A 23,223-nucleotide genomic window follows, 5' to 3' on the forward strand; every position below is an offset into this window, starting at 1 on the left:
AAGTTTATAAATATCGCTCTTTAAATAAATAACACCTATGCAAAAATTACATAGATAGCTTATTATGAATGCAATTTTAGATAAAGAACCTGTAAAAAGAGCAGAGAAATCACTCAAAATATTTGATGAAAAATTGAAGGTAATTTGTCTTGAACAATCAGCACGAACAGCTCAAGATGCGGCTACAGCTTTGGGTTGTAAAGTAGGAGCTATTGTAAAAAGCTTATTATTTAAAGCTGGAGACAGATTCATCCTTGGTTTAGTTGCTGGCGACAATAGGTGTTCTCTAAATAAATTAAAAAAAATACTTAATGAAAAAGATGTCTCAATGGCATCTCCAGAAGATGTAAAAGAAAATACAGGTTACACAATCGGAGGAGTATCACCAGTTGGTCACTTAAATGAATGTGATATTTACGTAGATAAAAGTCTGGAGAGATTTTCTGATATATTTGGTGCAGCAGGTCATCCAAATGCAGTATTTAAAATTAATTATAATGATTTACTAAAAATGACCAAAGGTAAAGTAGAAGATATAGTTGAATGAGAGAACCAAAATTAATTGATTACGGTTTACTAACATTGCTAGCAGTTATTTGGGCTTCTGCTTTCTTTAATATTAAAATTGCAACTTATTCGTTTGGACCTGTGACTATTGCTTTTTTAAGAGTATTTTTTGGTGCACTACCAGTATTGTTAATTTGTTATATTAATAAAATAAAGATAGAAGCGTTTTCTAAGGATTGGTATTGGTTTGCATTAATAGGTTTTATAAACTTGGTGGCACCTTTTTTCTTGATCGCATATGGCGTTAAATCTGTTCAAAGTAATTTGGCTGCAATTTTAATGTCTTCAACAACTTTAAGTTCTACTGTTCTTGGTCACTTTTATACCAAAAATGAAAAATTTAACTTTACTAGAACTATAGGAGTATTAATTGGTTTTTCAGGTATCGTATATTTATTTTCTGATAATTTTTTAATCAATGAGAATAATTTTGGTTCTGCATTATTAATCTTACTAGGATCTACTTGTTATGTTATTGGAGGAGTTCTTACTTTAAAAATTAGTAAAAAGAAAAATGAAAATGTAACAGGTTCAATATTAATTTGGGCTACGATAATTTTAATACCATTGGTATGTTTTATTGAGCAACCTTGGAAAATTATTCCAAGATTGGACTCGACTATTTCTGTAATTTATCTTGGTCTTGTTTCAACTGGAATTGCATGGTTATTAAGATTTAGAATTTTAACAACTAACGGATTAATCTTTCAGTCTCAAGTTTCATATTTAATTCCAATTTTTGGTGTTATTTTGAGTTATATCTTTTTAAAAGAATTAATAACAATTAAAGTTTTAGTAGCCTTAGTTGCAGTTATTATTGGAATTTATTTTGTAAAAAAAGCTGGGTTAACTAAAAGCTAAATTATTTTTTTTATAGCTTCTATGTGAGCAGGTGTTGTTTCACAACAACCACCAAGCATTGTAGCACCACTCTCTTTAAATTTTTTAGCTATTTTAGCAATTACTTCTGGAGTTAAATCTTTTCTTTGTCCTAAAAATTCATTTGGATTACCATTACTTTTTCCATAACTAGCTGTATATCCGTCTTTTGGTTGAGTTGTTTCAAAAGCATTAAACTTAAAACCAAATGGGATGTTTAAATTTTTAAGTTCATTAAAATTTTGTTCAAAGTTTTCAGGAGAAATACAAGTTAAAATTACTCCTAATAAATTTTCATCAAATACTTTTTTAATATCTGAGATTTTTTCTCCACTTGGAAGTTTAGTACCCTCAGATATGTGTATTCCAATTAAGTATGGTTTTTTAAATTCTTTAATAGCTTCTATTGCACATTCAAATTCTCTAATACTACTTAATACATGTAAAATAAAAAAATCTACATAAGGGTTAAGTATTTTTGCTTGTTCATTAAAATTTTTTGTAATTAGATCACTCTCACGGTTATCAGCCTCATAAGTAAAATTTTGTGGAGGTAACTCACCAGCAATTTTGATATGAGGATATTTTTCTTGAGCTTTTTTTGCTATTTCACCAGCTTTTTTATTAAGATATTCAAACTTATCTTCAACGCCGTTATCTCTCAATCTTAATCTTCTTGTTGTAAATGTTGTTGTACAAATTACATCAGCTCCTGATTTAATATAATCTAGATGTGTATTTAACAATAATTCATGATAATTTTTATCCAATAAAGCGTTAGCACTCCATAAAGTTCCGTTGGGCTTCATTCCTCTTGCTAGAAGTTCTTGACCCATTCCACCATCAAGAATTCTTACTTTTTTAAAATAATCTATTTCCATTCATTTTTTATAAATTATTGAAGCATTAAATGAAAAAGATCTTCGTTCACCATCAACATTAAAAGGATATGCGGTATGCATTAAATAATTTGGAAAAATAATTAAGTTTCCCACTTTAGGTATAAAGTTAAATATACTTTTATTCAAAAAACCTTTTTGTCCGTTAATAAAATCAATAGTTCCATTAGTTTTAATCTTCTTATTCTTAACATTCCTATTGATTGAAAAATTTTTAGGAAGTTTAAGATAACCAACTCCAGATAAGTCACCTTGATGATAATGAATAGGATTATATTCTCCTTTAAATTGTCTTACAATCCATAGAGATTTAATCTTAATATCTTTTACATTTTTCACATTTTCTTTATGGAGAAAATTTTTGATAATTTTTTTTAGCTCTGATGAAATATTCTGCTCAACAAATTTTTTTGAAAGAAGAACTTCGTTTTTAATTTGGCTTGCAAGTTTTGATGAATAATCAATTTGTTTATATGAAGATTTTTTATCTAATTGATTATTTAGCTTATTAATCAATTTACTTGAAATATTTGTTATCCCAATAGATGGACCAAATGGTTTAATATTTTTCACAGGTTTTAATTATAGTACTTTTTCTTATAATCAACCTTAACCTAATAATCTTAAACCCAATCTAACTGCCACAAATATAACTAATAGAGAGGTCATTACAGCTAGAATTCTATTGGATAAAAATCTAATATTTAAGAAATTGCCAAATTGACCACCAAGTAAAACAACAATAAAAAGAGGCCAGTAATTTAAAATCTCATTTATTACGTTTTCTTTTGTTAATTGACCTAATATTCCTGATATAGAATTTATCAAAATAAAAAGAGATGCTGTGGTTGCAATTTGTTTTGGATATCCGGCTTTCATTAAAAAAAGTATTGGGCTTAAAAAAATTCCACCTCCTATACCGACAATTCCTGAAACAAAGCCAAGAATTGAACCAATTATTATAGAAATGAAGTTATTGATCTCATTTATTTTTATATTTTCAGACTTAAAAGAATTACTATTTATTAATAACAATATCCCAGCAACACTTAATACAAAAAATAATAAAATTTCAAAAATGTATTTATCTATATTTATTGAACCACCTATGAAAGCAAATGGAATAGAACCTATTAAATATGGAATTATTAATCTTCGATTAAAATTGCCAGCCCGCACATAATTAATTGAGTTTCCGGAAACAACGATTACGTTACAAAACAATGCTATTACTGGAAAGATATAATAAGGAACATCCCAAATAAGTAGAAGTGCTAAATATGTTGATCCACCACCGAAGCCAACACTTGAATATAAAATTGCAGTTACAAAGAATAATATAGGTAGTATAAACATAATTATTTTATGAAAGTTAACATAGCATTATTAACAGTTACAGACACCAGAACTTTTGAAAACGATAAATCTGGTGGAATACTTGTAAATAAAATTGAAGAAGCAAATCACAATCTAGCTGATAGAAAAATTTGTAAAGATAATAAAGAAGATATTAAATCAATAATTAATGAATGGTTAAAAGAAAAAGATATAGATGTAATTATAACAACTGGTGGCACAGGTCTTACAGGAAGAGATATAACACCTGAAGCTTTAAATGATATTGCTGACAAACATATACCCGGATTTGGTGAGATGTTTAGATACATAAGTATTAAATCTGTGGGAACTTCATCTATTCAATCTAGAGCTTGCGCAGTATTAGCTAAAGGTAAATATGTCTTTGCCCTACCAGGTTCATCAGGTGGAGTTACTGATGCATGGGATGAGATATTAAAATATCAATTAGATATTAATCACAAGCCTTGTAATTTTGTTGAATTATTTCCTAGATTAAAAGAGAAATAAATAGGTATCTTGCAATTTTTCCAACACTTACAAGAATTATAAAAGTTAAAAATTTTGTTTTCATTGATCCAGCTACAAATGTAAGTGGATCACCAATTACTGGAACCCATGCAAACAGCAAAGACCACTTGCCATATTTTTCAAACCACAGAGAGGACTTTGAAATCTGTTTTTCTTTAAAAGGAAACCATTTTTTATCTTGTAACTTTATAAAGTAAAAACCTATAACCCAGTTGAATACTGATCCAAGAATATTTCCCAAGCTTGAAAATAAAATTAACAATGTTCGGTTGTAACTTTCAACAGAAAGCATTGTAGCTAACATCAATTCTGAAGAGAGAGGTAATATAGTTGCTGCTAAAAATGATATGGTAAATAAACTAAGATAACCAATTATCACTTTTAATTAGAAAATTACTTTTGATATTTTTCTTTCCACTCAGAGTAGGGCATTCCATAAACATGTTCTCTTGCATCTGGATCTGAAATAGTGATACCTTTTTTTTCTGCTTCTTCTCGGTACCATTTTGATAAACAATTTCTACAAAAGCCTGCAAGGTTCATCATATCTATGTTTTGAACATCTTTTCTATTTCTTAAGTGATCAATTAATCTTTCAAAAGCAGCTGATTGAAGTTCTTTTTTTGTGTTCTCGTCCATAAAAATTATATATAAATACTTTATGAAACTTTCTGGATCTTATCAAATCAATTTACCTAAAGAAAAAGTATGGGAAGCTTTAAATGATCCTGAAATATTAAGACAAGCAATACCGGGATGTGAAGAATTTACAAAAAACTCTGACACAGAATTTACTGCAAAAGCTACGAATAAAATTGGCCCTTTTAATGCCAGCTTTACTGGAGATGTAGAACTAAAAGATTTAAATCCACCAAATAGTTACAAAATTTCAGGATCTGGAAATTCTCCAGTTGGTTTTGCTTCAGGAGAAGCAAGCGTGAAGTTGGAGGATGAAAATGGAGGTACAAAATTAATATACGAGGTTGAGGCAAATGTTGGTGGAAAGATCGCACAAGTAGGCGCTAGACTGATTGATATGACTGCAAAAAAAATGGCTGATATTTTTTTTGGTAAATTTTCAGAACTAATTACACCTTCAGATAGCGAGGAAAGTGTAAATCAAAAACAATCTGATGGAAAAAATTCAACAGATTCATCCAATAAAAAATCATCAAACCAAAAAATATACATTTATGTTGGTATTGGTTTAGCTGTGGCAATTATCGCTTATCTAATTTTCTAATTGATTTAGATTTTCCTTATTTTTCAATACTCTTCTCTACTCCAGGTAGTAATGTAACGAATTTATCAATTGCTTCTCTATATAAGATATGATCAGATGTTTGACAGGGAATAAGGCAATAGAGAAGGAGTAATTAATGACTAAAGTAACTTTAGAAGTTAATGGCAAAAAGGTAACTAAAGAAGTTCCAGACCATACACTTTTATCAGTATTTTTAAGAGATAATTTAAATTTAACGGGTACACACGTAGGCTGTGATACAAGTCAGTGTGGAGCATGTGTTGTTCATGTTGATGGAAAATCAATAAAAAGTTGCTCAACATTAGCAGCAGATATTGATGGTTCAAAAGTAACTACAATTGAAGGTTTAGCTAAGGATGGAAAAATGCATCCAATGCAAGAAGCATTTAAAAAAACTCATGGATTACAATGTGGATACTGCACACCAGGAATGGTCATGAGCGCAGTAGATTTGTTACAGACAAAGAAAAATCCAAGTGATCAAGAAATTAGAGAGTGGTTAGAAGGCAACATATGCAGATGCACAGGTTATCAAAATATAGTTGCTGCAGTTAAAGAAGCATCAACAAAAATGTAATTACGTAAAGGAGAAAAATAAAATGCCAAGTTTAGTAGGATCAAGAGTTGAAAGAAAAGAGGATAAAAGATTTTTAACAGGAAAAGGAAGATACACAGCTGATATCAATATAGCTAATCAGACTTATGCTGTGTTTGTTAGATCTCCCCATGCAAGAGCAAAAATTAAAAAAGTAGATACATCAAAAGCACTAAAGTCTTCTGGTGTAGTATCTGTCTTAACAGGAAAAGAAATTGCAGAAGATAAAATTGGAGGATTAATAGCGGGTTGGGCTATTAGAAGTGAAGATGGTTCAGAAATGAAAGTGCCTGCAAACCCACCATTAGCAGGTGAAGTTGCAAACTTTGTTGGTGAACCTGTTGCTGTAGTTTTTGCTGAAACTTTGGACGAAGCAAAAACAGGTGCAGAAAAAGTTGAAGTTGATTACAAAGTTTTAAAAGCAGTTGTAGATCCAGCTGAAACAATGAACAGTGAAGCTATTCATGATGGAATAGATAAAAATCTTTGTTATGACTGGTTGCTAGGAGATAGAAAAGCTGTTGATGAAGCGTTTGCAAAAGCTGACAAAATTATCAAAGTTGATTTAATTAATAATAGATTAGTTCCAAATGCAATGGAACCAAGAGCTTGTGTTGTTGATTACAATACAGCGTCTGAGGAAATAACTTTATATACTACAAGTCAAAACCCTCATTTATCAAGATTAGTAATGTCTGCATTTGGAGGTGTTGCTCCAGAAAACAAACTAAGAGTAGTTGCACCAGATGTTGGAGGTGGATTTGGTTCTAAAATTAATGTTTACAATGAAGAAATAGTTTGTAGTTGGGCATCTAAAAAAATTGAAAGACCAATTAAATGGGTTGCAGAAAGAACTGAGTCTTTCTTAACTGATACTCACGGAAGAGATCACGTAACACATGCTGAACTTGCTGTAACAAATGATGGTAAGTTTTTAGGTTTTAAAAATGAAACTATTGCAAACTTGGGTGCATATGCAAGAGTGTTTGGAACAGTAACTCCAACATATCTATTTGGACCTTGTGCAACAGGCGTATACGTAATTCCAGCTGCTTACTCAAATGTAAAGGCAGTTTATACAAACACAGCACCAGTTGATGCATACAGAGGTGCTGGAAGACCAGAAGCAACTTACACTATTGAGAGATTAGTAGAAAAAGCTGCAATGGAACTAGGAATTGATAAAATTGAGTTGAGAAAAAGAAATTTCCCAACTGAGTTTCCATTTAAACAAACACTAGTTCACACAGTGGACTCAGGTGATTATGTTGCTGGTATTGAAAAAGCAAAAGAAATGGCAGATTATGCTGGCTTTGAAGCTAGAAGAAAACAATCTGAAGCTAATGGTAAGCTAAGAGGTATTGGAGTTTCTTCTTATTTTGAAGCTTGTGGTATTGCACCTTCAGCAGCAGTGATGTCACTAGGATGTGGAGTAGGTTTATGGGAGTCTGCAGAAGTAAGATTTAATCCTACAGGTCAAGTTTCTGTATTTTCAGGTTCACACAGTCATGGACAAAGTCATGACACTACATTTGCTCAAATTGCAGCAGATGAATTAGGTGTACCAATAGAAAATATTGATCTAGTTCACGGTGATACAGATAAGAGCACATTTGGTATGGGTACTTACGGTTCAAGATCGCTTGCAGTAGGTGGTATTGCAATTGTAAACGCTTGTAAAAAGATAGTTGCAAAAGGCAAAAGAGTTGCAGCTAAAATGCTTGAAGTCAGTGAAGATGAGATCGAGTTCAAAGATGGAGAGTTTATTGCTCTTAAATCTAACAAAAAGAAAACTATTGGTGAGATTGCCTTTGCTTGTTACGTTCCAGGACAAAGAGATGAAATGAAGTCTCCAATTCCTGAAGGAGATGAGCCAGGTCTAATTGAGTCAGCATTTTATGACCCGCCAAACTTTTCTTTCCCAGCAGGTTCACACATTTGTGAAGTAGAGATAGATCCTGCAACTGGAAACGTAAAAGTTGAGAAATACACAGCAGTTGATGATTTTGGAAGAATAGTAAATCCAAATATCGTTGAAGGTCAAGTTCACGGCGGATTAGCACAAGGAATTGGTCAAGCTTTGTATGAAAATACGAAGTATGATGAAACCGGTCAATTAGTGACGGCATCTTACATGGATTATACAATGCCTAGAGCTGATAATTTTCCAGAGTTTAATCTTGGATTTACTTGTACACACGCAACATCAAATCCTTTAGGTGTTAAAGGATGTGGAGAAGCAGGAGCTATTGCTTCACCCCCAACTGTAATGAATGCAGTTATTGATGCATTGGGTGGCCAAGAAATTACAATGCCAGCTACACCTGAAAAAGTTTGGAAGGCTTGTAAGGCTCTTAAAAAATCTAACTCTAAAGCAGCTTAAGGAGATTAATTATGAAATCATTTAATTATCACGCACCTAAAGATGTAAAAGAAGCATCTAAACTTGCATCTTCTAATTCTGCTTTTTTAGCTGGTGGAATGACTTCAATTCCATCAATGAAGTTAGGATTAGCAACTTACAAAGATGTTATCGATATAAAGAAAATAAGTAAACTTTCTGGTATCAAAGTAAGTGCTAAGTCAATTAAAATTGGAGCTACAACTAAACATGCAGACGTTGCTTCATCAAAAGATGTTAAAAAAGCAATTCCTGCTCTAGCAAAACTTGCTGGCAACATAGGCGATGCACAAGTTAGAAATAGAGGAACAATTGGTGGCTCTATATCAAACAACGACCCATCAGCTTGTTATCCATCAGCTTGTATGGCTTTAAATGCAGTTATTCACACCAATGAAAGAAAAATTGATGCTAATAAATTTTTCAAAGGTATGTTTGAAACTGCTTTAAAAAAAGGTGAAATAGTTGAGGCTGTAGAATTTGCTATTCCAGAAAAAGCTGATTATCAAAAACATCCTAATCCTGCATCAAGATATGCAATAGTAGGTGTGTTTGTTGCTAAACATAAAGGTGGAGTTAACGTAGCTGTAACAGGTGCAAAATCTTGTGTTTATATTGATAAAGACTTATCAGGAAAACTTTCATCAGATTTTTCGTCAGGCGCTATTGAAGGAATGGAACTTGATGATAGTGAAATGAACTCTGATATGCATGCGTCATCTGAATACAGAGCAAACCTAGTTTCATTATACGCTAAAAAAGCTGTTGAAGCTTGCTAGTATAGTTTTATATTTCATCAAATGAAAAATTCATTTGATGAAAAAATACTAGAAGAAGCAAATGATTGGATTAATGCCAATCAAAAAGTTGTATTAGCTACAGTAATCCAAACCTGGGGATCATCTCCAAGACCTACTGGAAGCAGAATGATCATTAATGAGAAAGGTGATTTTTCAGGTTCAGTATCTGGTGGATGCGTAGAATCTGCGGTCGTAAGAGAGTCTATGTCTTTAATAAAAGACAACAAACCATTCAAAAAATTAGAGTTTAAGGTTTCAAATGAAAGTGCTTGGGAGATTGGCCTTGCTTGTGGTGGTGAAATAGCTGTTTATCTAGAGCAATTCAATTAATGCAAGTAGAGCTTAACAATTATTTTAAGTGCAAAATAGATAAATCTATTCTTAAAGAACTTTCACAAAAATCTGATATCAAAGGATTATTACATGTAAGTGGATACTTTATTATTTTATTCACTGTGGGTTTTGTTGCCTATTATACATGGGGCACATATTGGTCAATTTTTTGGTTTTTAGTTTACGGAAATATATATAATTTTGTAAATGCAATTTGGCATGAAACTAGTCACAATACCGCTTTTAATTCAAAAGTTTTAAATTCAATTTTTTTTCATTTATCATCGTTTATGGCTATGTTCGAACCAACAAGGTGGAAGTTTACTCATTTTGTTCATCACAAAAATACATATTCAACAAAAGATCCCTATGATCATGAAATTTTATATGGCAATAATTTAAAAAAAACTCCAAAAAGTTTTTTAATTAACTGCATACCTTTTGCAGACTTGTTATATTTAAAAAATCACATTTCTTTTGAAATTATTAAGCATTCATTAGGTATTGAAACCAAAGTTATGAAAGAGTGTATTCCAGATAATGCAAAACCAAGAGCTATTTTAATTTCTAGGATTTATTTAACAATTTGGCTTTTAATAATATTTAGCTCAATAGTTTTTAAAACTTGGTTGCCTGTTTTGTTTTTGTTACTTCCAATATTTTATGGAAAAACTATGCATAGAATTGTTGCATTTGCTCAACATGCTGGCCTTGCTAGAAATGTAAAAGATCATAGATTATCTTCAAGGGACATGCACTTAAATCCAATATTGAGTTTTTTATATTGGAAAATGGAATATCATTGTGTTCATCACATATATCCAATTATTCCATCTTATAATTTAAAAAAATTGTATCATCATCTTGAAGACCAACTACCTAAAGCCAAAAATGGTTTGATTGAAACTTATAAAGAAATAATACCAGCATTATTGAAACAAAGAATTGATCCTAATTACAGTATCAATGTAAGATTGAATAAAAATGAAACAGTCATTGCTTAAAGAAATTATTAACCTAAAGAAACAAAAAAAAGAATTTGCAATAATTACAAATCTTGAGAATGGAAATTCTGCAATTTACCATAATGATAATGAATTAACCGGAGAGTTTAAAAGTTATAAAGATCAGATAATAAATTTCTATAAATCAAAAAATAATGGTGTAATTGATGGAACAAATATTTTTGTTGAATCATATGTTAGACCAATAAAAGTTGTGATTGTTGGAGCTGTACATATCGCACAATATTTAGTTGATTTTGCAAAAAGTTTAAATTTTGAAATTTCTATCATTGATCCAAGAGGATACTTTGCGTCTGAAAAAAGATTCCCCAGCATGAAAATAATTAATAAATGGCCAGATGAAGCTTTTGAAGAATTAGATACAAACGAAAATACAGCACTAATTGCTTTAACACACGATCCAAAAATAGATGATCCAGCATTACAATATGGATTGAAAAATAAATTTTATTACATTGGTGCATTAGGAAGTAAAAAAACACACGCAAACAGATGCCAAAGATTGAAAGAAGCTGGATTTACTGAAGGGCAAATAAATTCAATACATGGACCAATAGGAATTAAGCTTGGGGGCAAATCAGCTCCTGAAATTGCTCTATCTATAATTGCGCAACTTGTTTCAGAAACATATATAAGATAATGAAAAAAATAATTTGTTTCTTAATTCTTATTTTTTTTTCAACTAATTTGTTAGCAAATTCTTTAGATTATAAAGATTTAGATAAAATAAAAAAGAAAAGCACCTTTGTCGATGATAGAGGTAAAACTTACTCAATTACCGACATAAGTAACAAGAAAAAAACTCTATTGATTATAGATAATCATGGCAGTGATTATGATATTGTTAAGGATAGCTGTCAAAAAAAACCCAAACTTGGTTATACATGGCATGGTGCTACTGTACCTGCAATTTTAAAACTTCATAACAAAAAAATAAAAGATTTAACAATTAAAATTTACCGTCTTTGTTCAGGGGTAAAAGGAATGTCTTTAAAGACAATGAAAAAATATAGAAATCAATTAGAGAATAATGGAACAATTTCAAATATTGAAGATGAAACCAAGAATATCAAAAGACAAAAAATTATATTTAAAGAATTAGAAAAATTTCAAAAAGAAGGTTTTGAAAATATTGTTTTATCCGGTTTTTCAGCAGGAGCATGGGCATCCTTAAATTTGCAATCTAAATATCCAGATAAAATAAAAGGCGTAATAGCAATAAACCCAGCTGCATTTGGAAAAAAAATTATTTGGAATAAAAAATATCCTGAGTGGGGATTTTTTAGAAAAACAAATTTTGATTATTTAAAAAAATCTAAGTCATTAAATTCAATTATATTTACTCACAATAAGGATAAATTTGAAACTCCAGAAACACTCTCTTTTTTTAGAGATATTAAAGGTGTAAATTTTATTGATTACAGTGAACTTAAACCAGCTAATTGTAAATGGGCAGATGCAATGCACAATATGGGAGCTGCAGATGGTCATGAAATTCCACAATCATCCTGTTTCACAAGATTTATAGAAAAAAATAATTATCTAATAAAATTTTTGGAGGAAATTATTTAATGATAACAGCAATACTACTCGCTGCTGGGCAATCAAAAAGAATTCCTAAAGAAAATAAATTACTAAAAAAATTTAAAGATAAAATACTAATCAATCATATATTAAATCAATTAATTAAAAGCAAAGTAAGAAGAATTGTAATTGTTTTGGGTCACGAGCATTTATTAGTTAAAAAAGCAATAAATAAAAATAAAAAAATTCAATTTACATTAAATAAAAATTATAAATCTGGAATTTCATCTTCAATAAAAACAGGAATTAAAAAAATCAATAAATTTTCAAAAGGTTTCTTAATAGTTCAATCTGATATGCCTTATATTAAAAAAACTCATATAAATAAAATTTATAACTCTATTGATAAAAAAGATAATCCTGTTCATTTACTTAAATATAAAAATAAAATTGGCAATCCAATTGGATTTAACTCATCTGTAATTTCAAAATTTAAAAAAATTAATGGTGATGTTGGAGCAAAGTTTATGGTGAAAAGATTAAAAAAAGATGCAGCTATAATTAAAGTAAAATCTCAAAAAATATTTAAAGATTTAGATAAATTAACTGATTTTTGAGAAAAATTTAAAATTTATTCTAAATGCTAATAAAACTAAAATTATAAAAAAATAAATTAAAGGTTCTGTAAGATCTCTTTTTACTAACCAAATAAAATGAACTACAGCAAAAATTGCAATTACGTAAGTTAATCTATGTAGTTTTTTCCAGTTATGTTTTAAAATACCCATCATTTTTTTTGATGATGTAATTGCAAGAGGAACAAATAATAGCCATGCAGCAAAACCTATGAAGATAAATTTTTTTGTAAGTATATCTTTTGAGATATTTTCTAAATCAAAACGATAATCTAGACCAACATAAGTCATTAAATGCAAAGATGCATAAAAAAAGGCGAATAAACCAAACATCCTTCGAAATGAAACCCAAATGTTTAAATTAGTAATTTTTTTTAATGGCGACATTGCAAGTGTAAATACAATAAACAACAATGCCCATTCACCAGTATGATGCGTAATTTCCTTAATTGGTTCTGGCCCTAAATTATTAGTGAATGTTTTATAAACAATAACTATTAGTGGAATTAAACTAAGAAAAAATAGTGACGGCTTATATATTTTTCTCATTAAAAGTTTTTCTTTAAATCCATACCGGAATAGAGATGAGCAACCTCATCGCCGTATCCATTGAACATTAAAGTTTCTACTCTTGGAGAAAAAATATCACCATTAATAACTCTTTCAGTTGCTTGAGACCATCTTGGATGATTAACATTTGGATTTACATTAGAATAAAATCCATACTCCCTAGGTGATGCCCACATCCAGGCGGTCATTGGCATTTTTTTTACTAATTCTATTTTTACTATAGCCTTTCCACTTTTAAATCCGTATTTCCATGGAATAAATATTCTTAGAGGAGCTCCATTTTGATTTGGTAATGGTTTTCCATATAATCCAGTTACGACTGTTGTTAAAGGGTGCATTGCTTCATCCAATCTCAATCCTTCAACGTAAGGCCAATTTAAAACTGCTCGTCTTTGACCAACCATATTCTCAGGATCATAGACACTTATGAATTTTACATATTTAGCCTCTGGTTTAATCTTAACTTTTTTCAATAATTCACTTAGAGAAAAACCCATCCAAGGTATAATCATCGACCAACCTTCTACACATCTTAGTCTTTGTACTCTTTCTTCTGATGGAAAAGAATTTATAATTTCATCTATTGATAAGTCTATAGGTTCTTCAACTTCACCTTCAATTCTTATAGTCCATGGTCTTGTTTTAAAATCTTGAGATTTTTTATAAGGATCTCCTTTACCAGTACCAAACTCATAATAATTATTGTAGGTAGTTATATCTTTATATGAGGTTGGCTTAGATAAATCTGTATTAGCTAAAGCACTATTTGCAAAAGCAATACCACCAATTCCATAGCCTAAATTTTTTAAAAATTTTCTTCTATTATTATAAATTTTTTCTGGTGTGATTTCTGAATATTTAAATTTTTTCATTATTTATTGGATTACCTTTCAGCCATTTACTATCTTCATTTTCATAATGTTCTTTTTTCCAAATTGGTGATCTTTTTTTAATTTCCTCAATTATATATCTTGATAAGACATATGCTTGATCCCTGTGTTTACAAGCAACAGCGATAATAATACTCATCTCACCAAGTTTTACGTAACCTTTTACATGTTCAATATATACTGCTTTGTCTTTAATATTAAGTTTTTGTTCAGTTTCTTCATAGATTTCTTTAAAGCTTTTAATAACCATAGCATCATGGCTATCATATGTTATTCCTGTGACTTTTTTATTTTCATTAAAATCTCTGACTGTTCCAGTAAAGAAAATTGATGCCCCAAATTTTGATGAGGCAATAAATTTTTCAGCATTAGAAATTTCTATTTTTGTTTTTTCTGTGTCTATGATTTTAGTGTGAAGCATTAACCTCCTCCGATTGGAGGGATAATACCAATTTTTTGATCTTTTGTGATTTTATAATTGTCGCTTATAATTTCATTATCCTCAGAACAAAAAGCAGATGAATTAATTATTTTCTTAAAATTTTCATTTCCATTGAAAGTTTCATCAATAAAATTTAAGAGAATACCTTTAAAATCTTTAATTGTTATTTGAGATTTTAAATCAAATTCTAAAATATTTTTGTCACTGAAGTCTCTACTAGCACCAAATAATTCTAATATTATTTTCATTTCTTTAATTTAGATGAAAATTTTAAATTCTCATTAACAAAGCTTGATTGATTTTTGTTTATAAATTCATCCATTATTTTTAATTTTTCTTCTTCAAATTCTGAAACTTTACGAGTATTTAAATTTACATAAAGCGCTAGTGCTTCAAAAGTTGATGCTAAATACCCCTCTTTTTTGTTTATCATTTCCATTTTGTATTGAAGTCTTTTTTTATCATGATCAAAATATAATAAGTTAATGTCTACTTCATCATCATGCTTAAGTTCTTGATTGTAAGTTATATTTGTTTCAACAATCATAGTGCTCATACCTGTATTTTTTGCAGACTCTTCACCCATCTTAAAAATTCTATTTAAATTATCTGCTCCAAACTTATCAAAAATTAAAAGATAATAAGCTACATTCATATGATCATTATAATCTATCCAATCTTTAATAATTTTTTGAGAACTAAGATGAACTGACATTTAAATTAAAAAATATTTTCAAGAAATTTAGGTAATCCATCAGGATTGGTCCATAAACCACTTTTTCCACCTTCTTTAATAAGAAGCTTAACATTATCAATTTTTAAATGAGGATTAACAATTTTACTTAAATCATAAATCGTTGTTAAAGCAGCATTCACACCCATTATCGCTTCCATTTCAACTCCAGTTTTTGCAACTGCAGACACCACACAGAATACTTCTAAAGAATTATCTTCTTCATTCATAATTATTTTTGTAGCGGTATGATCAATTGGAAGTGGGTGACATAAAGGAATTAATTCGCTAGTTTTTTTTACACCTAATACAGCAGAAACTTCAGCTAAAGTTATAGGATCACCTTTTGGCATTTCTTTGTTTTTGATTAATTCAAATACATCTTTGCCTACATAAATTTTCCCTGAAGCTAATGCTCTTCTGAAAGTTTCTTTCTTTGAAGATACGTCTACCATGTTAAAAGAGTTTTTTTGAAATATCTCTTTTGCCCAATCTTTTAATGATTGTTGGTCTACAACTTTAAGATTTTTCATTATCCTCCAGTAGTTGATAAATTTTTAGTTAAACCTGTTTCACCAAGTTCTAAATAATGAGACTCTTTTTTAAAATTTAATTGTTTTAAAATTAAATCTTTTAGTTCTTCAATTTGTTCATCAGTTTGCATTAAATGTCTTATGTTTATTCCTGTATTTCCAAATAAACATAATCTTAAGTCACCTTTTGCAGTAATTCTTAATCTGTTACAGCTTTTACAAAAATCTTTTGAGTAGGGTGCAATTACTCCAAACTTTCCTTTGAATTCTGAATTAATATAATTCTTAGAAGGTCCAGCATCTCTTCCTAGTGTTTGTATTATCCAATTATTTTTATTTAAATAATCAGTAAACTTTGTTGCTGGTACATGGTATTTATTGAAATAATCTAAGTTGTCTCCAGTTTGCATTAATTCAATATATCTAAAATCAATTTCATTGTTTTTTATAAATTGAGACCATTCATTAAAATCTTTTTCACTATCATTAACACCTCTTAGAAGAACTGCATTAACTTTGATATTTTTAAAATTTAGTTTTTGTAATTCTTCAATACCTCTTAATATTTCTGGTAATCTGTCATGACTTGTAATTTTTTTAAATGTTTCTCTATTTAAACTATCAATACTAATGTTAATTCCATCAAGACCACTATCTTTAATTTTAGATGCAATTTTATCTAGATGATATCCATTAGTAGTAATTACAGTTTTTTTTATACCTGAATTTGATTTTATTAATTTTACTATATCAAAAAAATCTTTTCTTATAGTTGGTTCACCTCCAGTTAATCTAATTTTACAGACACCTAATTCGGATAAAGCTTTTGATAATCTTCCTATTTCTTCTGCACTTAGAAAAGTTCGATTGTCACTTTTATCTACTTGGTATCCATTTGGTAAACAGTATCCACATTTAAAATTACAAACATCTGTTATTGATAGTCTGATGTAAGGAAAGGATCTTCCAAAACTGTCTTTTAGAGTATTCATTTTTAATATAAGGTTAGCATAATTTAATTAAATTATCATGAATCAAATATTAGAAAAAAGCCTTATTGATGAGTATAACCAAAATGGCGCAGTCTTAATTAAAGGAAAATTTGATCATTACTGGATAAACAAATTAAAAGAGGGTTTTAAAAAAGCAAAATCCAATCCTAGCCCAAGGTTTGTTAATCACACTAAAGATAAAAACTCTCCAAGTTACTATGAAGATTTTTGGACATGGAATTTAATTCCTGAGTTTAATGATTTTGTTTTTAATTCACCAACACCAAAAATTGCATCTGAACTTCTTAATGCAAAAGAAATAAATCTAGTTATGGATAATTGGTTTTATAGAGAAGCGGGTTCTAAATCGAAACCACCTTTTCATCATGATATTTCTTACTTTGATTTTGAGGGCTCAATGTGTGTTCTATGGCTACCTCTAGAGCCAGTTAAAAAAGAAGAGGGGATTGCTTGGGTTAAAGGTTCTCATCTATGGAATAAATTATTTTTAAGAACAAGATTTAATGATGGTCATATGGTTGATGGTGAAGCTGGTATAGTTAATGGAAAAAAATATGAAGCTACGCCTGATATTTTGAAAAATAAAAATGATTACGAGTTTTTAGAGTGGGATCTTGAGGTAGGAGATTGTGTTTATTTTGACATTAGAACTTTGCATGGAGGATTACATGAAAGTTCTCCAAAATCAGATATTCATAGGTTCACTCTTAGAATGGCTAAAGAACAATCAAAAATTGAATATCGAGGAGATTGGGCTCGTGATGAAAGAACAATTATGGAGCAAAATGGCTATAAAAATGGGGATGATTTAGCTGGTAAAATGTTTCCTACTTTATTTAAAAATTAACAAAAAAAGTCTTCACATTTCAAAAAAAATTAGTAAATAGAGCTCAAAATTTTTAATTAAATTTTTATTTTTTCTCTACCCTTATTCCCCTTTTGTTTCTTCAAAAGGGGAATTTTTTAACTAAATTATTTACCAACAGGTCTGTAAGCAGATGCAGCTTTTGCAGCTTTCTCTGCAGCTTTATTGAAATCAACAGCTTCCATTATATTCATATCTTCAATTGTGCCAGTTGATTGCATCAACATTTTCATTCCAGCCATAGTTTCAAAATCTGGCCCATCTATAATAGCGATGAAATCATATGCTCCTCTTAGAGTCATCATATCAATAAGTTTTCCACCAGCTGCTTCAGTTATTTTTTTTGCAGCTTCTTGTCTATTATCAGAAGGGTTCTTTACAAAACCAGCAAGACCTTGTGTTGAGTATTTACCTAATACAACAAACTTCATTCTACCTCCTTTTTTTTAGTAACTTATCTTAACATTTTTACAAAAATGTTATTATGTTTTAATTGCAAATCTGATACAACGTCTGATATTAATTATTTTATGTACGAAAAATTTGGACAGTTTATTGATGGAAAATGGTCTCCCTCTTCAGACAATAACACGTATGAAGTGATTAATCCTGCAAATGAAGAAATTTTAGGAAAAGCATCTAAAGCAACATCTGAAGATGTTGATAGAGCATTAAAAGCTGCAGAAAAAGGTTTAGAAGTTTGGAAAAAAACTTCACCTTGGCAACGTTCATATATTATTAGAAGAATTGCTGACAAGATGAGAGAAAAACAAGATGTGTTAGCAAAATGGATGACATTAGAAGTAGGGAAACCTTTTGCAGAAGCAAAAGGTGAGGTAGGTGCAGCTGCAGATATTTTTGAATGGAACGCTGAAGAAACAAAAAGAATTTATGGTCAAACAGTAGAAAGTAGATTTGAAGATACGAGAGTTCATGTTTACTATCAACCAGTTGGAGTTGTTGCAGCTTTAACTCCTTGGAATTTTCCTTTAGTTTTATCTTCGAGAAAAATTTCTACAGCATTAGCTGCAGGTTGTTCAGTAATAGTTAAACCAGATACAATCACTCCAGGAACCGTAATGGAACTGGTTGATATTTGCAGAGAGTGTGGAGTTCCCCCTGGTGTTGTTAATTTATTATCAGGTGATCCACCGGCTATTGCTTCTCAATTGATTTCATCTGATATTATTAAAAAAATTTCAATAACTGGTTCTACAAGAGTTGGAAAATTAATTCTAAAACAAGCTGCAGATAAAGTTCAAAGAGTTACTATGGAATTAAGTGGCCATTCACCATTCATAGTTTTTGATGATGCTGACTTAAATAAAGCAACAGATATGGCTATTGCTGCAAAATTTAGAAATAATGGACAGGTTTGCATTTCTCCTAATAGATTTTATGTACAAGAAAATAAAAAAGATGAATTTACGAATTTATTTATTGATAAAATTAAAAAATTAAAAATTGGTGATGGAATGGATCCAGAAACACAACTTGGGCCCTTAACAACACAAAAAAGATTGAATGAAGTTGAGGCATTGGTTGAAAAAACCAAACAAGAAGGTGCTAAAGTTTTATTAGGTGGAAAAAGACCATCAGGTTTTAATAAAGGTTTTTATTATGAACCAACAGTTTTTGATAATGTAAAAGATGATTTTACTATTATGAGAGAAGAACCATTTGGACCTTTAGTTCCAATGTTATCATTTAAGTCATTCGATGAAGTTATTGAAAGAGCAAACAATAATGATTTGGGTTTATGTAGTTATATTTGTACCAACTCAATGGAGAAAGCTCATAGAACATCTGAGTTAATGGAAACTGGAACAGTAGCAGTGAATACACCATTAGTTGCTATTGCAGAAGCACCGTTTGGAGGAATAAAACAAACTGGTTATGGTCGAGAGGGTGGATCAATGGCTATCAAAGATTATTTAAATGTAAAGTATACGCATCTTGGTATTAAAGGTTGAAGAAAAGAGACTTATATTACGATAGAATTCCCACAAAGTTTTTAAGAGAAGATATCAGGCTCCTAGGAAAAATACTTGGAGATGTTTTAAAAGAGCAAGAAGGTGATAAATTTTTTAAATTAGTTGAAGAAATTAGACTATTATCTAAACCAAATTTAAACAATTATGGTTCAAAAAATCCCCATGAAAAACTCTCAAAAAAGATAAAAAGTTTAAATTCAAAAACTATTTTTAAATTAACAAGAGCATTCAATCATTTTTGTAATTTGATGAACCTTGCTGAGGCTCATGATACTTCTCACACTCTTAATGAAATAGAGCAAAATAAAAATAAAAAAAGTGACAGCCTTTTTATAGAAGATATTTTTGAAAATTTTTTTAAAGACAAGTCTATTCCTAATAAAAAAATTTATGATTTGGCTCAAAATCTAAAAATAGGAGTAGTTCTTACCGCACATCCAACTGAAGTTAAAAGAAGAACTTTAATTCAAAAGTATGCAAATTTAATTGAATTACTTGAGCAAAGATATCTATACAAAAATTATCAAAAAAAAATAAATGAAATAGATAAAGCTTTATATAATGAGATTACAATTATTTGGAAAACTGATGATATTAAAAGATCAAAACCATCTCCCTTAGATGAAGCAAGGTGGGGTTTAGCAATTATTGAAGATAGTTTATGGGATACTATCCCAAGAGTTTATAAAAGATTAAATAAAATTTTTAAGAAAAACTATGGAAAAGATCTTCCTAGAAGTTTCAATCCAATAGAGTTTGGATCTTGGATGGGCGGTGACAGAGATGGAAATCCAAACGTGACCTCAAAGGTAACTGAAAAAGTAATTTTGTTTTCTAGATGGCAAGCAGCAAAATTATATGAGAGAGAGTTAACTAAACTGATTCAAGATTTATCTATGCAAAATTGTTCAACTAAAATTAAAAAAATATCAAAAAATTCGTTTGAACCTTATAGAGTTTATTTAAGACCTATCAGAGATAAAATTAGAGCCACATATATTAGTATAGAAGAACATTTGAATGAAAATAAAAAACTTAATCAGGATTTATTATTTAAAGACAAATATGAATTAATAAACATATTGAGGGATGTAAGGAAGTCTTTAAATGAAAATAAAGACAAAAGAATTGGTAATTCGGTACTTCTTGATTTATTAAGAAGAGCAAGATGTTTTGGCATAAATTTAGCTAAATTAGACATTAGACAAGAATCTTCTAGACACTCTCAATTAGTTTCAGAAATTTTAAAAAATAATTTTAATATTAGATATGAAAACTTTGATGAAGATAAGAAAATTCAATTAATATTAAAATTAATAAATAATAAGAAAAAAATAAAAAATATTAAGATCAAAAATAAACTTAATAAAGAGGTTTGGGATACGTTTAAAGTTATATCTAAACAACCAAATGAATGTTTGGGTGCATATGTGATATCAATGACATCTAGCTCATCAGATATTTTAAATGTTTATTATTTGCAAAAATTAGCTGAGATCAAACAACCTTTGAGAGTTGTTCCATTATTAGAAACATTAGATGATTTGAAAAATGGCAAGAAAATAATGGAAAAACTTTTTTCTTTAAGCTGGTATAGAAAATTAACTAACTATAAACAGGAGGTAATGATTGGATACTCAGACTCTAGTAAAGATGCTGGAAAATTATCTTCAAGCTGGAATCAATATAAAGTTCAGGAAGACTTAAGAAATATTGCAAAAAAATATAAAATTTCACTAACATTTTTTCATGGAAGAGGAGGCTCTCCTGGTAGAGGAGGTGGACCAATTCAATCTACATTAAAATCACAACCATCTAATACAGTTAATGGAAAAATTAGAATTACTGATCAAGGTGAAGTTATTCAACAAAAGTATGGTTACAAACCTTTGGCAGAATATAACTTATGTAGTTACATAGGTAGTGTAATGGAAGCAACTTTAAATCCTCCCCCAAAGTCAAAACCACAATGGAGAAGTTTAATTGAGAGAATGACAGAATTATCAACTGTATCTTACAGACGAAGTATAAATGCAAATGAGGAATTTATAAGATACTTCAAAACAGTAACGCCACATAAGGCGCTTGGAAAACTTTCAATTGGTTCAAGACCAACAAAAAGAAAAAATGTAGATAATATTCAAAGTTTAAGAGCTATACCTTGGGTATTTGCTTGGACACAGATTAGATTATTGTTACCAGCCTGGTTAGGAACAAGTGAAGCTTTAAGATATGCAGGAATTAAAAAATTTAAAAAAAACTTAAATGATATGCAAAAAAATTGGCCATTCTTCTCTTCAACAATGGATATTCTGGATATGGTTATTTCTAAGGTTGATCCTGAAATATCAATAATTTATGAAAATAATTTAGCTGATAAAAAGTTAAAAAGAGTAGGTAAAAAATTAAGATTTCAATTTGATCATTTAGTTAAATTACATAAAAAAATTACCCCAAAAGAGATCTCTAATGAAAGGAAAAAATTTAGAAAATCTCTATATCTGAGAAATAATTACACAGAAGTATTAAATATTTTACAGGCAAAAATAATGGGTAAATTAAATTCAAAAAAATTAAGTAATTTAGATAGAAAATTTCTTGAAGATGCTTTAATGACTTCTATAGCAGGTATATCTGCTGCAATTAAAAATACAGGATAATGTTAGAATTAACTATAGCTTTTGGAGCTGGTTTAATCAGCTTTCTTTCACCATGTGTATTACCATTAATCCCAGGATACATTTCATTTGTTTCTGGTCAATCATTAAAAGATATAACTGAAAAAAAACATTTTGATTTAAGCCCTTTAATAAAATTTTGTTTTGGATTTTCTATAGTATTTATAATTTTTGGAGCATCAGCATCGTTTTTAGGAAAAGTTTTACTTCAAAATTCACAGTCATTTAGATTGATTGCAGGTTTAGTAATAATATTTTTTTCACTACAATTATTGGGTGTTTTTAATTTTGGTTTTTTGAATATGGACAAAAGATTTGATTTTAAAAAATTTGATAGTTTCTTTTTTCCTGTTGTTATTGGATTTGCTTTTGGTTTTGGATGGACACCATGTATTGGTCCAATTTTAGGATCTATTTTAGCATTAGCTTCGATTGAAGAAACATTAGCTAGAGCTATTTTACTTCTATCTTTTTATTCATTAGGATTAGCATTGCCATTCATTATATCAGGTTACTTAATTCAAAGATTTTTAATTTTTTCAAAAAATATGAGCAAACATATCAATACGATTTCAAAAGTTGGAGGAACTTTATTGTTAATCACTGGAATATTGATTTTAACAAATAAATTGCAATTCCTAGGATTTTATTTATTAAACACCTTACCATTCTTACAAAGTATCGGTTAAAAACTAT

The 23,223-nt window shown here is 29.4% G+C and carries 29 protein-coding genes; 16 read left to right on the plus strand and 13 right to left on the minus strand.

Annotated elements, in window-relative coordinates:
* The first annotated feature begins 64 nt into the window (after positions 1-64).
* Both ACTT90_RS05270 and ACTT90_RS05275 read left to right on the plus strand, forming a co-directional pair.
* Positions 65-547, plus strand: coding sequence for a YbaK/EbsC family protein (locus tag ACTT90_RS05270; RefSeq protein WP_440937746.1), 483 nt, complete (start codon positions 65-67; stop codon positions 545-547).
* Positions 544-1,428 carry a DMT family transporter gene (locus tag ACTT90_RS05275; protein ID WP_440937747.1) on the plus strand — a complete coding sequence of 295 codons (885 nt, stop codon included), beginning with the start codon at positions 544-546 and terminating at the stop codon, positions 1,426-1,428. Before ACTT90_RS05270 ends, ACTT90_RS05275 begins: the two co-directional genes overlap by 4 nt.
* Here the strand turns inward: ACTT90_RS05275 and ACTT90_RS05280 are convergent.
* Genes ACTT90_RS05280 through ACTT90_RS05290 form a run of 3 tightly spaced genes read right to left on the minus strand, consistent with a single transcriptional unit; the run spans position 1,425 to position 3,701 of the window.
* On the minus strand, positions 1,425-2,327 hold the full coding sequence (locus ACTT90_RS05280) for a homocysteine S-methyltransferase family protein (RefSeq protein ID WP_440937748.1): 903 nt from the start codon (positions 2,325-2,327) through the stop codon (positions 1,425-1,427). The two genes, ACTT90_RS05275 and ACTT90_RS05280, sit on opposite strands and share 4 nt — an antisense overlap.
* Positions 2,328-2,918, minus strand: coding sequence for a putative 2OG-Fe(II) oxygenase (locus tag ACTT90_RS05285; RefSeq protein ID WP_440937749.1), 591 nt, complete (start codon positions 2,916-2,918; stop codon positions 2,328-2,330).
* A 36-nt stretch (positions 2,919-2,954) separates the two neighbouring features.
* Positions 2,955-3,701 carry a sulfite exporter TauE/SafE family protein gene (locus tag ACTT90_RS05290; RefSeq protein ID WP_440937750.1) on the minus strand — a complete coding sequence of 249 codons (747 nt, stop codon included), beginning with the start codon at positions 3,699-3,701 and terminating at the stop codon, positions 2,955-2,957.
* 9 nt (positions 3,702-3,710) lie between these two features.
* On the opposite strand from ACTT90_RS05290, the gene moaB reads away from it, so the two are divergent.
* The gene (moaB, locus tag ACTT90_RS05295; protein ID WP_440931214.1) at positions 3,711-4,211 is read left to right on the plus strand and encodes a molybdenum cofactor biosynthesis protein B; all 501 of its coding nucleotides are present in this window, start codon (positions 3,711-3,713) and stop codon (positions 4,209-4,211) included.
* On the opposite strand, the gene ACTT90_RS05300 is transcribed toward moaB, so the two are convergent.
* Both ACTT90_RS05300 and ACTT90_RS05305 read right to left on the minus strand, forming a co-directional pair.
* On the minus strand, positions 4,192-4,605 hold the full coding sequence (locus ACTT90_RS05300; protein ID WP_440937805.1) for a YqaA family protein: 414 nt from the start codon (positions 4,603-4,605) through the stop codon (positions 4,192-4,194). The genes moaB and ACTT90_RS05300 overlap by 20 nt on opposite strands.
* Before the next feature lie 20 nt (positions 4,606-4,625).
* Positions 4,626-4,871 (minus strand): DUF1244 domain-containing protein, encoded by a 246-nt coding sequence (locus ACTT90_RS05305; protein WP_440937751.1) that lies wholly within the window; start codon positions 4,869-4,871, stop codon positions 4,626-4,628.
* Between the two features lie 22 nt (positions 4,872-4,893).
* On the opposite strand from ACTT90_RS05305, the gene ACTT90_RS05310 reads away from it, so the two are divergent.
* From ACTT90_RS05310 to ACTT90_RS05350, 9 genes are all read left to right on the plus strand, one after another.
* On the plus strand, positions 4,894-5,475 hold the full coding sequence (locus ACTT90_RS05310; RefSeq protein ID WP_440937752.1) for a CoxG family protein: 582 nt from the start codon (positions 4,894-4,896) through the stop codon (positions 5,473-5,475).
* A gap of 136 nt (positions 5,476-5,611) precedes the next feature.
* A complete protein-coding gene (locus ACTT90_RS05315) occupies positions 5,612-6,073 on the plus strand; it encodes a (2Fe-2S)-binding protein (protein WP_440937753.1) in 462 nt (153 codons plus the stop codon).
* A 22-nt stretch (positions 6,074-6,095) separates the two neighbouring features.
* The gene (locus ACTT90_RS05320; protein ID WP_440937754.1) at positions 6,096-8,474 is read left to right on the plus strand and encodes a xanthine dehydrogenase family protein molybdopterin-binding subunit; all 2,379 of its coding nucleotides are present in this window, start codon (positions 6,096-6,098) and stop codon (positions 8,472-8,474) included.
* A gap of 11 nt (positions 8,475-8,485) precedes the next feature.
* Positions 8,486-9,271, plus strand: coding sequence for an FAD binding domain-containing protein (locus tag ACTT90_RS05325; protein WP_440937755.1), 786 nt, complete (start codon positions 8,486-8,488; stop codon positions 9,269-9,271).
* A 21-nt stretch (positions 9,272-9,292) separates the two neighbouring features.
* Positions 9,293-9,622 (plus strand): XdhC family protein, encoded by a 330-nt coding sequence (locus ACTT90_RS05330; protein ID WP_014952945.1) that lies wholly within the window; start codon positions 9,293-9,295, stop codon positions 9,620-9,622.
* Positions 9,622-10,629, plus strand: a complete 1,008-nt coding sequence (locus ACTT90_RS05335) for a fatty acid desaturase (protein ID WP_440937756.1) — start codon at positions 9,622-9,624, stop codon at positions 10,627-10,629. The genes ACTT90_RS05330 and ACTT90_RS05335 overlap by 1 nt, the downstream gene beginning before the upstream one ends.
* The gene (locus ACTT90_RS05340) at positions 10,610-11,290 is read left to right on the plus strand and encodes an XdhC family protein (RefSeq protein ID WP_440937757.1); all 681 of its coding nucleotides are present in this window, start codon (positions 10,610-10,612) and stop codon (positions 11,288-11,290) included. Before ACTT90_RS05335 ends, ACTT90_RS05340 begins: the two co-directional genes overlap by 20 nt.
* A complete protein-coding gene (locus tag ACTT90_RS05345) occupies positions 11,290-12,222 on the plus strand; it encodes a hypothetical protein (protein WP_440937758.1) in 933 nt (310 codons plus the stop codon). The genes ACTT90_RS05340 and ACTT90_RS05345 overlap by 1 nt, the downstream gene beginning before the upstream one ends.
* Positions 12,222-12,791 (plus strand): nucleotidyltransferase family protein, encoded by a 570-nt coding sequence (locus ACTT90_RS05350; RefSeq protein ID WP_440937759.1) that lies wholly within the window; start codon positions 12,222-12,224, stop codon positions 12,789-12,791. Before ACTT90_RS05345 ends, ACTT90_RS05350 begins: the two co-directional genes overlap by 1 nt.
* Here the strand turns inward: ACTT90_RS05350 and ACTT90_RS05355 are convergent.
* Genes ACTT90_RS05355 through moaA form a run of 7 tightly spaced genes read right to left on the minus strand, consistent with a single transcriptional unit; the run spans position 12,777 to position 16,969 of the window.
* Positions 12,777-13,358 carry a sulfite oxidase heme-binding subunit YedZ gene (locus tag ACTT90_RS05355; RefSeq protein WP_440937760.1) on the minus strand — a complete coding sequence of 194 codons (582 nt, stop codon included), beginning with the start codon at positions 13,356-13,358 and terminating at the stop codon, positions 12,777-12,779. The two genes, ACTT90_RS05350 and ACTT90_RS05355, sit on opposite strands and share 15 nt — an antisense overlap.
* A complete protein-coding gene (gene msrP / locus ACTT90_RS05360) occupies positions 13,358-14,251 on the minus strand; it encodes a protein-methionine-sulfoxide reductase catalytic subunit MsrP (RefSeq protein ID WP_440937761.1) in 894 nt (297 codons plus the stop codon). The genes ACTT90_RS05355 and msrP overlap by 1 nt, the downstream gene beginning before the upstream one ends.
* Positions 14,238-14,690, minus strand: a complete 453-nt coding sequence (locus ACTT90_RS05365; RefSeq protein WP_440937762.1) for a molybdopterin synthase catalytic subunit — start codon at positions 14,688-14,690, stop codon at positions 14,238-14,240. Before ACTT90_RS05365 ends, msrP begins: the two co-directional genes overlap by 14 nt.
* On the minus strand, positions 14,690-14,959 hold the full coding sequence (locus ACTT90_RS05370) for a molybdopterin biosynthesis protein MoeD (RefSeq protein WP_440930074.1): 270 nt from the start codon (positions 14,957-14,959) through the stop codon (positions 14,690-14,692). The genes ACTT90_RS05365 and ACTT90_RS05370 overlap by 1 nt, the downstream gene beginning before the upstream one ends.
* Positions 14,956-15,426, minus strand: a complete 471-nt coding sequence (locus ACTT90_RS05375; RefSeq protein WP_440937763.1) for a thioesterase family protein — start codon at positions 15,424-15,426, stop codon at positions 14,956-14,958. Before ACTT90_RS05375 ends, ACTT90_RS05370 begins: the two co-directional genes overlap by 4 nt.
* Positions 15,427-15,431: 5 nt before the next feature.
* The gene (gene moaC / locus ACTT90_RS05380; RefSeq protein WP_440937764.1) at positions 15,432-15,977 is read right to left on the minus strand and encodes a cyclic pyranopterin monophosphate synthase MoaC; all 546 of its coding nucleotides are present in this window, start codon (positions 15,975-15,977) and stop codon (positions 15,432-15,434) included.
* Positions 15,977-16,969: a GTP 3',8-cyclase MoaA gene (gene moaA / locus ACTT90_RS05385; protein ID WP_440937765.1), complete on the minus strand. Its 993-nt coding sequence runs from the start codon at positions 16,967-16,969 to the stop codon at positions 15,977-15,979. The genes moaC and moaA overlap by 1 nt, the downstream gene beginning before the upstream one ends.
* A 37-nt stretch (positions 16,970-17,006) precedes the next feature.
* Here moaA and ACTT90_RS05390 point away from each other — a divergent pair, with 37 nt between their 5' ends.
* Positions 17,007-17,837 (plus strand): phytanoyl-CoA dioxygenase family protein, encoded by an 831-nt coding sequence (locus tag ACTT90_RS05390; RefSeq protein ID WP_440937766.1) that lies wholly within the window; start codon positions 17,007-17,009, stop codon positions 17,835-17,837.
* 125 nt (positions 17,838-17,962) lie between these two features.
* On the opposite strand, the gene ACTT90_RS05395 is transcribed toward ACTT90_RS05390, so the two are convergent.
* Entirely contained in the window at positions 17,963-18,286 is a 324-nt protein-coding gene (locus ACTT90_RS05395) for a GYD domain-containing protein (RefSeq protein ID WP_014952957.1), read from the minus strand.
* A 99-nt stretch (positions 18,287-18,385) separates the two neighbouring features.
* Between ACTT90_RS05395 and ACTT90_RS05400 the strand changes: the two genes are divergently transcribed.
* Genes ACTT90_RS05400 through ACTT90_RS05410 form a run of 3 tightly spaced genes read left to right on the plus strand, consistent with a single transcriptional unit; the run spans position 18,386 to position 23,216 of the window.
* Positions 18,386-19,828 carry an NAD-dependent succinate-semialdehyde dehydrogenase gene (locus ACTT90_RS05400; protein ID WP_440937767.1) on the plus strand — a complete coding sequence of 481 codons (1,443 nt, stop codon included), beginning with the start codon at positions 18,386-18,388 and terminating at the stop codon, positions 19,826-19,828.
* A complete protein-coding gene (ppc, locus tag ACTT90_RS05405) occupies positions 19,825-22,509 on the plus strand; it encodes a phosphoenolpyruvate carboxylase (RefSeq protein ID WP_440937768.1) in 2,685 nt (894 codons plus the stop codon). Before ACTT90_RS05400 ends, ppc begins: the two co-directional genes overlap by 4 nt.
* Entirely contained in the window at positions 22,509-23,216 is a 708-nt protein-coding gene (locus ACTT90_RS05410) for a cytochrome c biogenesis CcdA family protein (RefSeq protein ID WP_440937769.1), read from the plus strand. The genes ppc and ACTT90_RS05410 overlap by 1 nt, the downstream gene beginning before the upstream one ends.
* Positions 23,217-23,223 lie beyond the last annotated feature (7 nt).

The organism is Candidatus Pelagibacter sp. (assembly GCF_052049935.1).
GTDB lineage: Bacteria > Pseudomonadota > Alphaproteobacteria > Pelagibacterales > Pelagibacteraceae > Pelagibacter.

Excerpts from the sequence above, each read along its gene's own strand:
- ACTT90_RS05270 (WP_440937746.1), top strand. The coding sequence starts at position 65 with ATGAATGCAATTTTAGATAAAGAACCTGTAAAAAGAGCAGAGAAATCA.
- ACTT90_RS05275 (WP_440937747.1), top strand. The coding sequence starts at position 544 with ATGAGAGAACCAAAATTAATTGATTACGGTTTACTAACATTGCTAGCA.
- ACTT90_RS05280 (WP_440937748.1), bottom strand. The coding sequence starts at position 2,327 with ATGGAAATAGATTATTTTAAAAAAGTAAGAATTCTTGATGGTGGAATG.
- ACTT90_RS05290 (WP_440937750.1), bottom strand. The coding sequence starts at position 3,701 with ATGTTTATACTACCTATATTATTCTTTGTAACTGCAATTTTATATTCA.
- moaB (WP_440931214.1), top strand. The coding sequence starts at position 3,711 with ATGAAAGTTAACATAGCATTATTAACAGTTACAGACACCAGAACTTTT.
- ACTT90_RS05305 (WP_440937751.1), bottom strand. The coding sequence starts at position 4,871 with ATGGACGAGAACACAAAAAAAGAACTTCAATCAGCTGCTTTTGAAAGA.
- ACTT90_RS05310 (WP_440937752.1), top strand. The coding sequence starts at position 4,894 with ATGAAACTTTCTGGATCTTATCAAATCAATTTACCTAAAGAAAAAGTA.
- ACTT90_RS05315 (WP_440937753.1), top strand. The coding sequence starts at position 5,612 with ATGACTAAAGTAACTTTAGAAGTTAATGGCAAAAAGGTAACTAAAGAA.
- ACTT90_RS05320 (WP_440937754.1), top strand. The coding sequence starts at position 6,096 with ATGCCAAGTTTAGTAGGATCAAGAGTTGAAAGAAAAGAGGATAAAAGA.
- ACTT90_RS05325 (WP_440937755.1), top strand. The coding sequence starts at position 8,486 with ATGAAATCATTTAATTATCACGCACCTAAAGATGTAAAAGAAGCATCT.
- ACTT90_RS05330 (WP_014952945.1), top strand. The coding sequence starts at position 9,293 with ATGAAAAATTCATTTGATGAAAAAATACTAGAAGAAGCAAATGATTGG.
- ACTT90_RS05335 (WP_440937756.1), top strand. The coding sequence starts at position 9,622 with ATGCAAGTAGAGCTTAACAATTATTTTAAGTGCAAAATAGATAAATCT.
- ACTT90_RS05340 (WP_440937757.1), top strand. The coding sequence starts at position 10,610 with ATGAAACAGTCATTGCTTAAAGAAATTATTAACCTAAAGAAACAAAAA.
- ACTT90_RS05345 (WP_440937758.1), top strand. The coding sequence starts at position 11,290 with ATGAAAAAAATAATTTGTTTCTTAATTCTTATTTTTTTTTCAACTAAT.
- ACTT90_RS05350 (WP_440937759.1), top strand. The coding sequence starts at position 12,222 with ATGATAACAGCAATACTACTCGCTGCTGGGCAATCAAAAAGAATTCCT.
- ACTT90_RS05355 (WP_440937760.1), bottom strand. The coding sequence starts at position 13,358 with ATGAGAAAAATATATAAGCCGTCACTATTTTTTCTTAGTTTAATTCCA.
- msrP (WP_440937761.1), bottom strand. The coding sequence starts at position 14,251 with ATGAAAAAATTTAAATATTCAGAAATCACACCAGAAAAAATTTATAAT.
- ACTT90_RS05365 (WP_440937762.1), bottom strand. The coding sequence starts at position 14,690 with ATGCTTCACACTAAAATCATAGACACAGAAAAAACAAAAATAGAAATT.
- ACTT90_RS05370 (WP_440930074.1), bottom strand. The coding sequence starts at position 14,959 with ATGAAAATAATATTAGAATTATTTGGTGCTAGTAGAGACTTCAGTGAC.
- ACTT90_RS05375 (WP_440937763.1), bottom strand. The coding sequence starts at position 15,426 with ATGTCAGTTCATCTTAGTTCTCAAAAAATTATTAAAGATTGGATAGAT.
- moaC (WP_440937764.1), bottom strand. The coding sequence starts at position 15,977 with ATGAAAAATCTTAAAGTTGTAGACCAACAATCATTAAAAGATTGGGCA.
- moaA (WP_440937765.1), bottom strand. The coding sequence starts at position 16,969 with ATGAATACTCTAAAAGACAGTTTTGGAAGATCCTTTCCTTACATCAGA.
- ACTT90_RS05390 (WP_440937766.1), top strand. The coding sequence starts at position 17,007 with ATGAATCAAATATTAGAAAAAAGCCTTATTGATGAGTATAACCAAAAT.
- ACTT90_RS05395 (WP_014952957.1), bottom strand. The coding sequence starts at position 18,286 with ATGAAGTTTGTTGTATTAGGTAAATACTCAACACAAGGTCTTGCTGGT.
- ACTT90_RS05400 (WP_440937767.1), top strand. The coding sequence starts at position 18,386 with ATGTACGAAAAATTTGGACAGTTTATTGATGGAAAATGGTCTCCCTCT.
- ACTT90_RS05410 (WP_440937769.1), top strand. The coding sequence starts at position 22,509 with ATGTTAGAATTAACTATAGCTTTTGGAGCTGGTTTAATCAGCTTTCTT.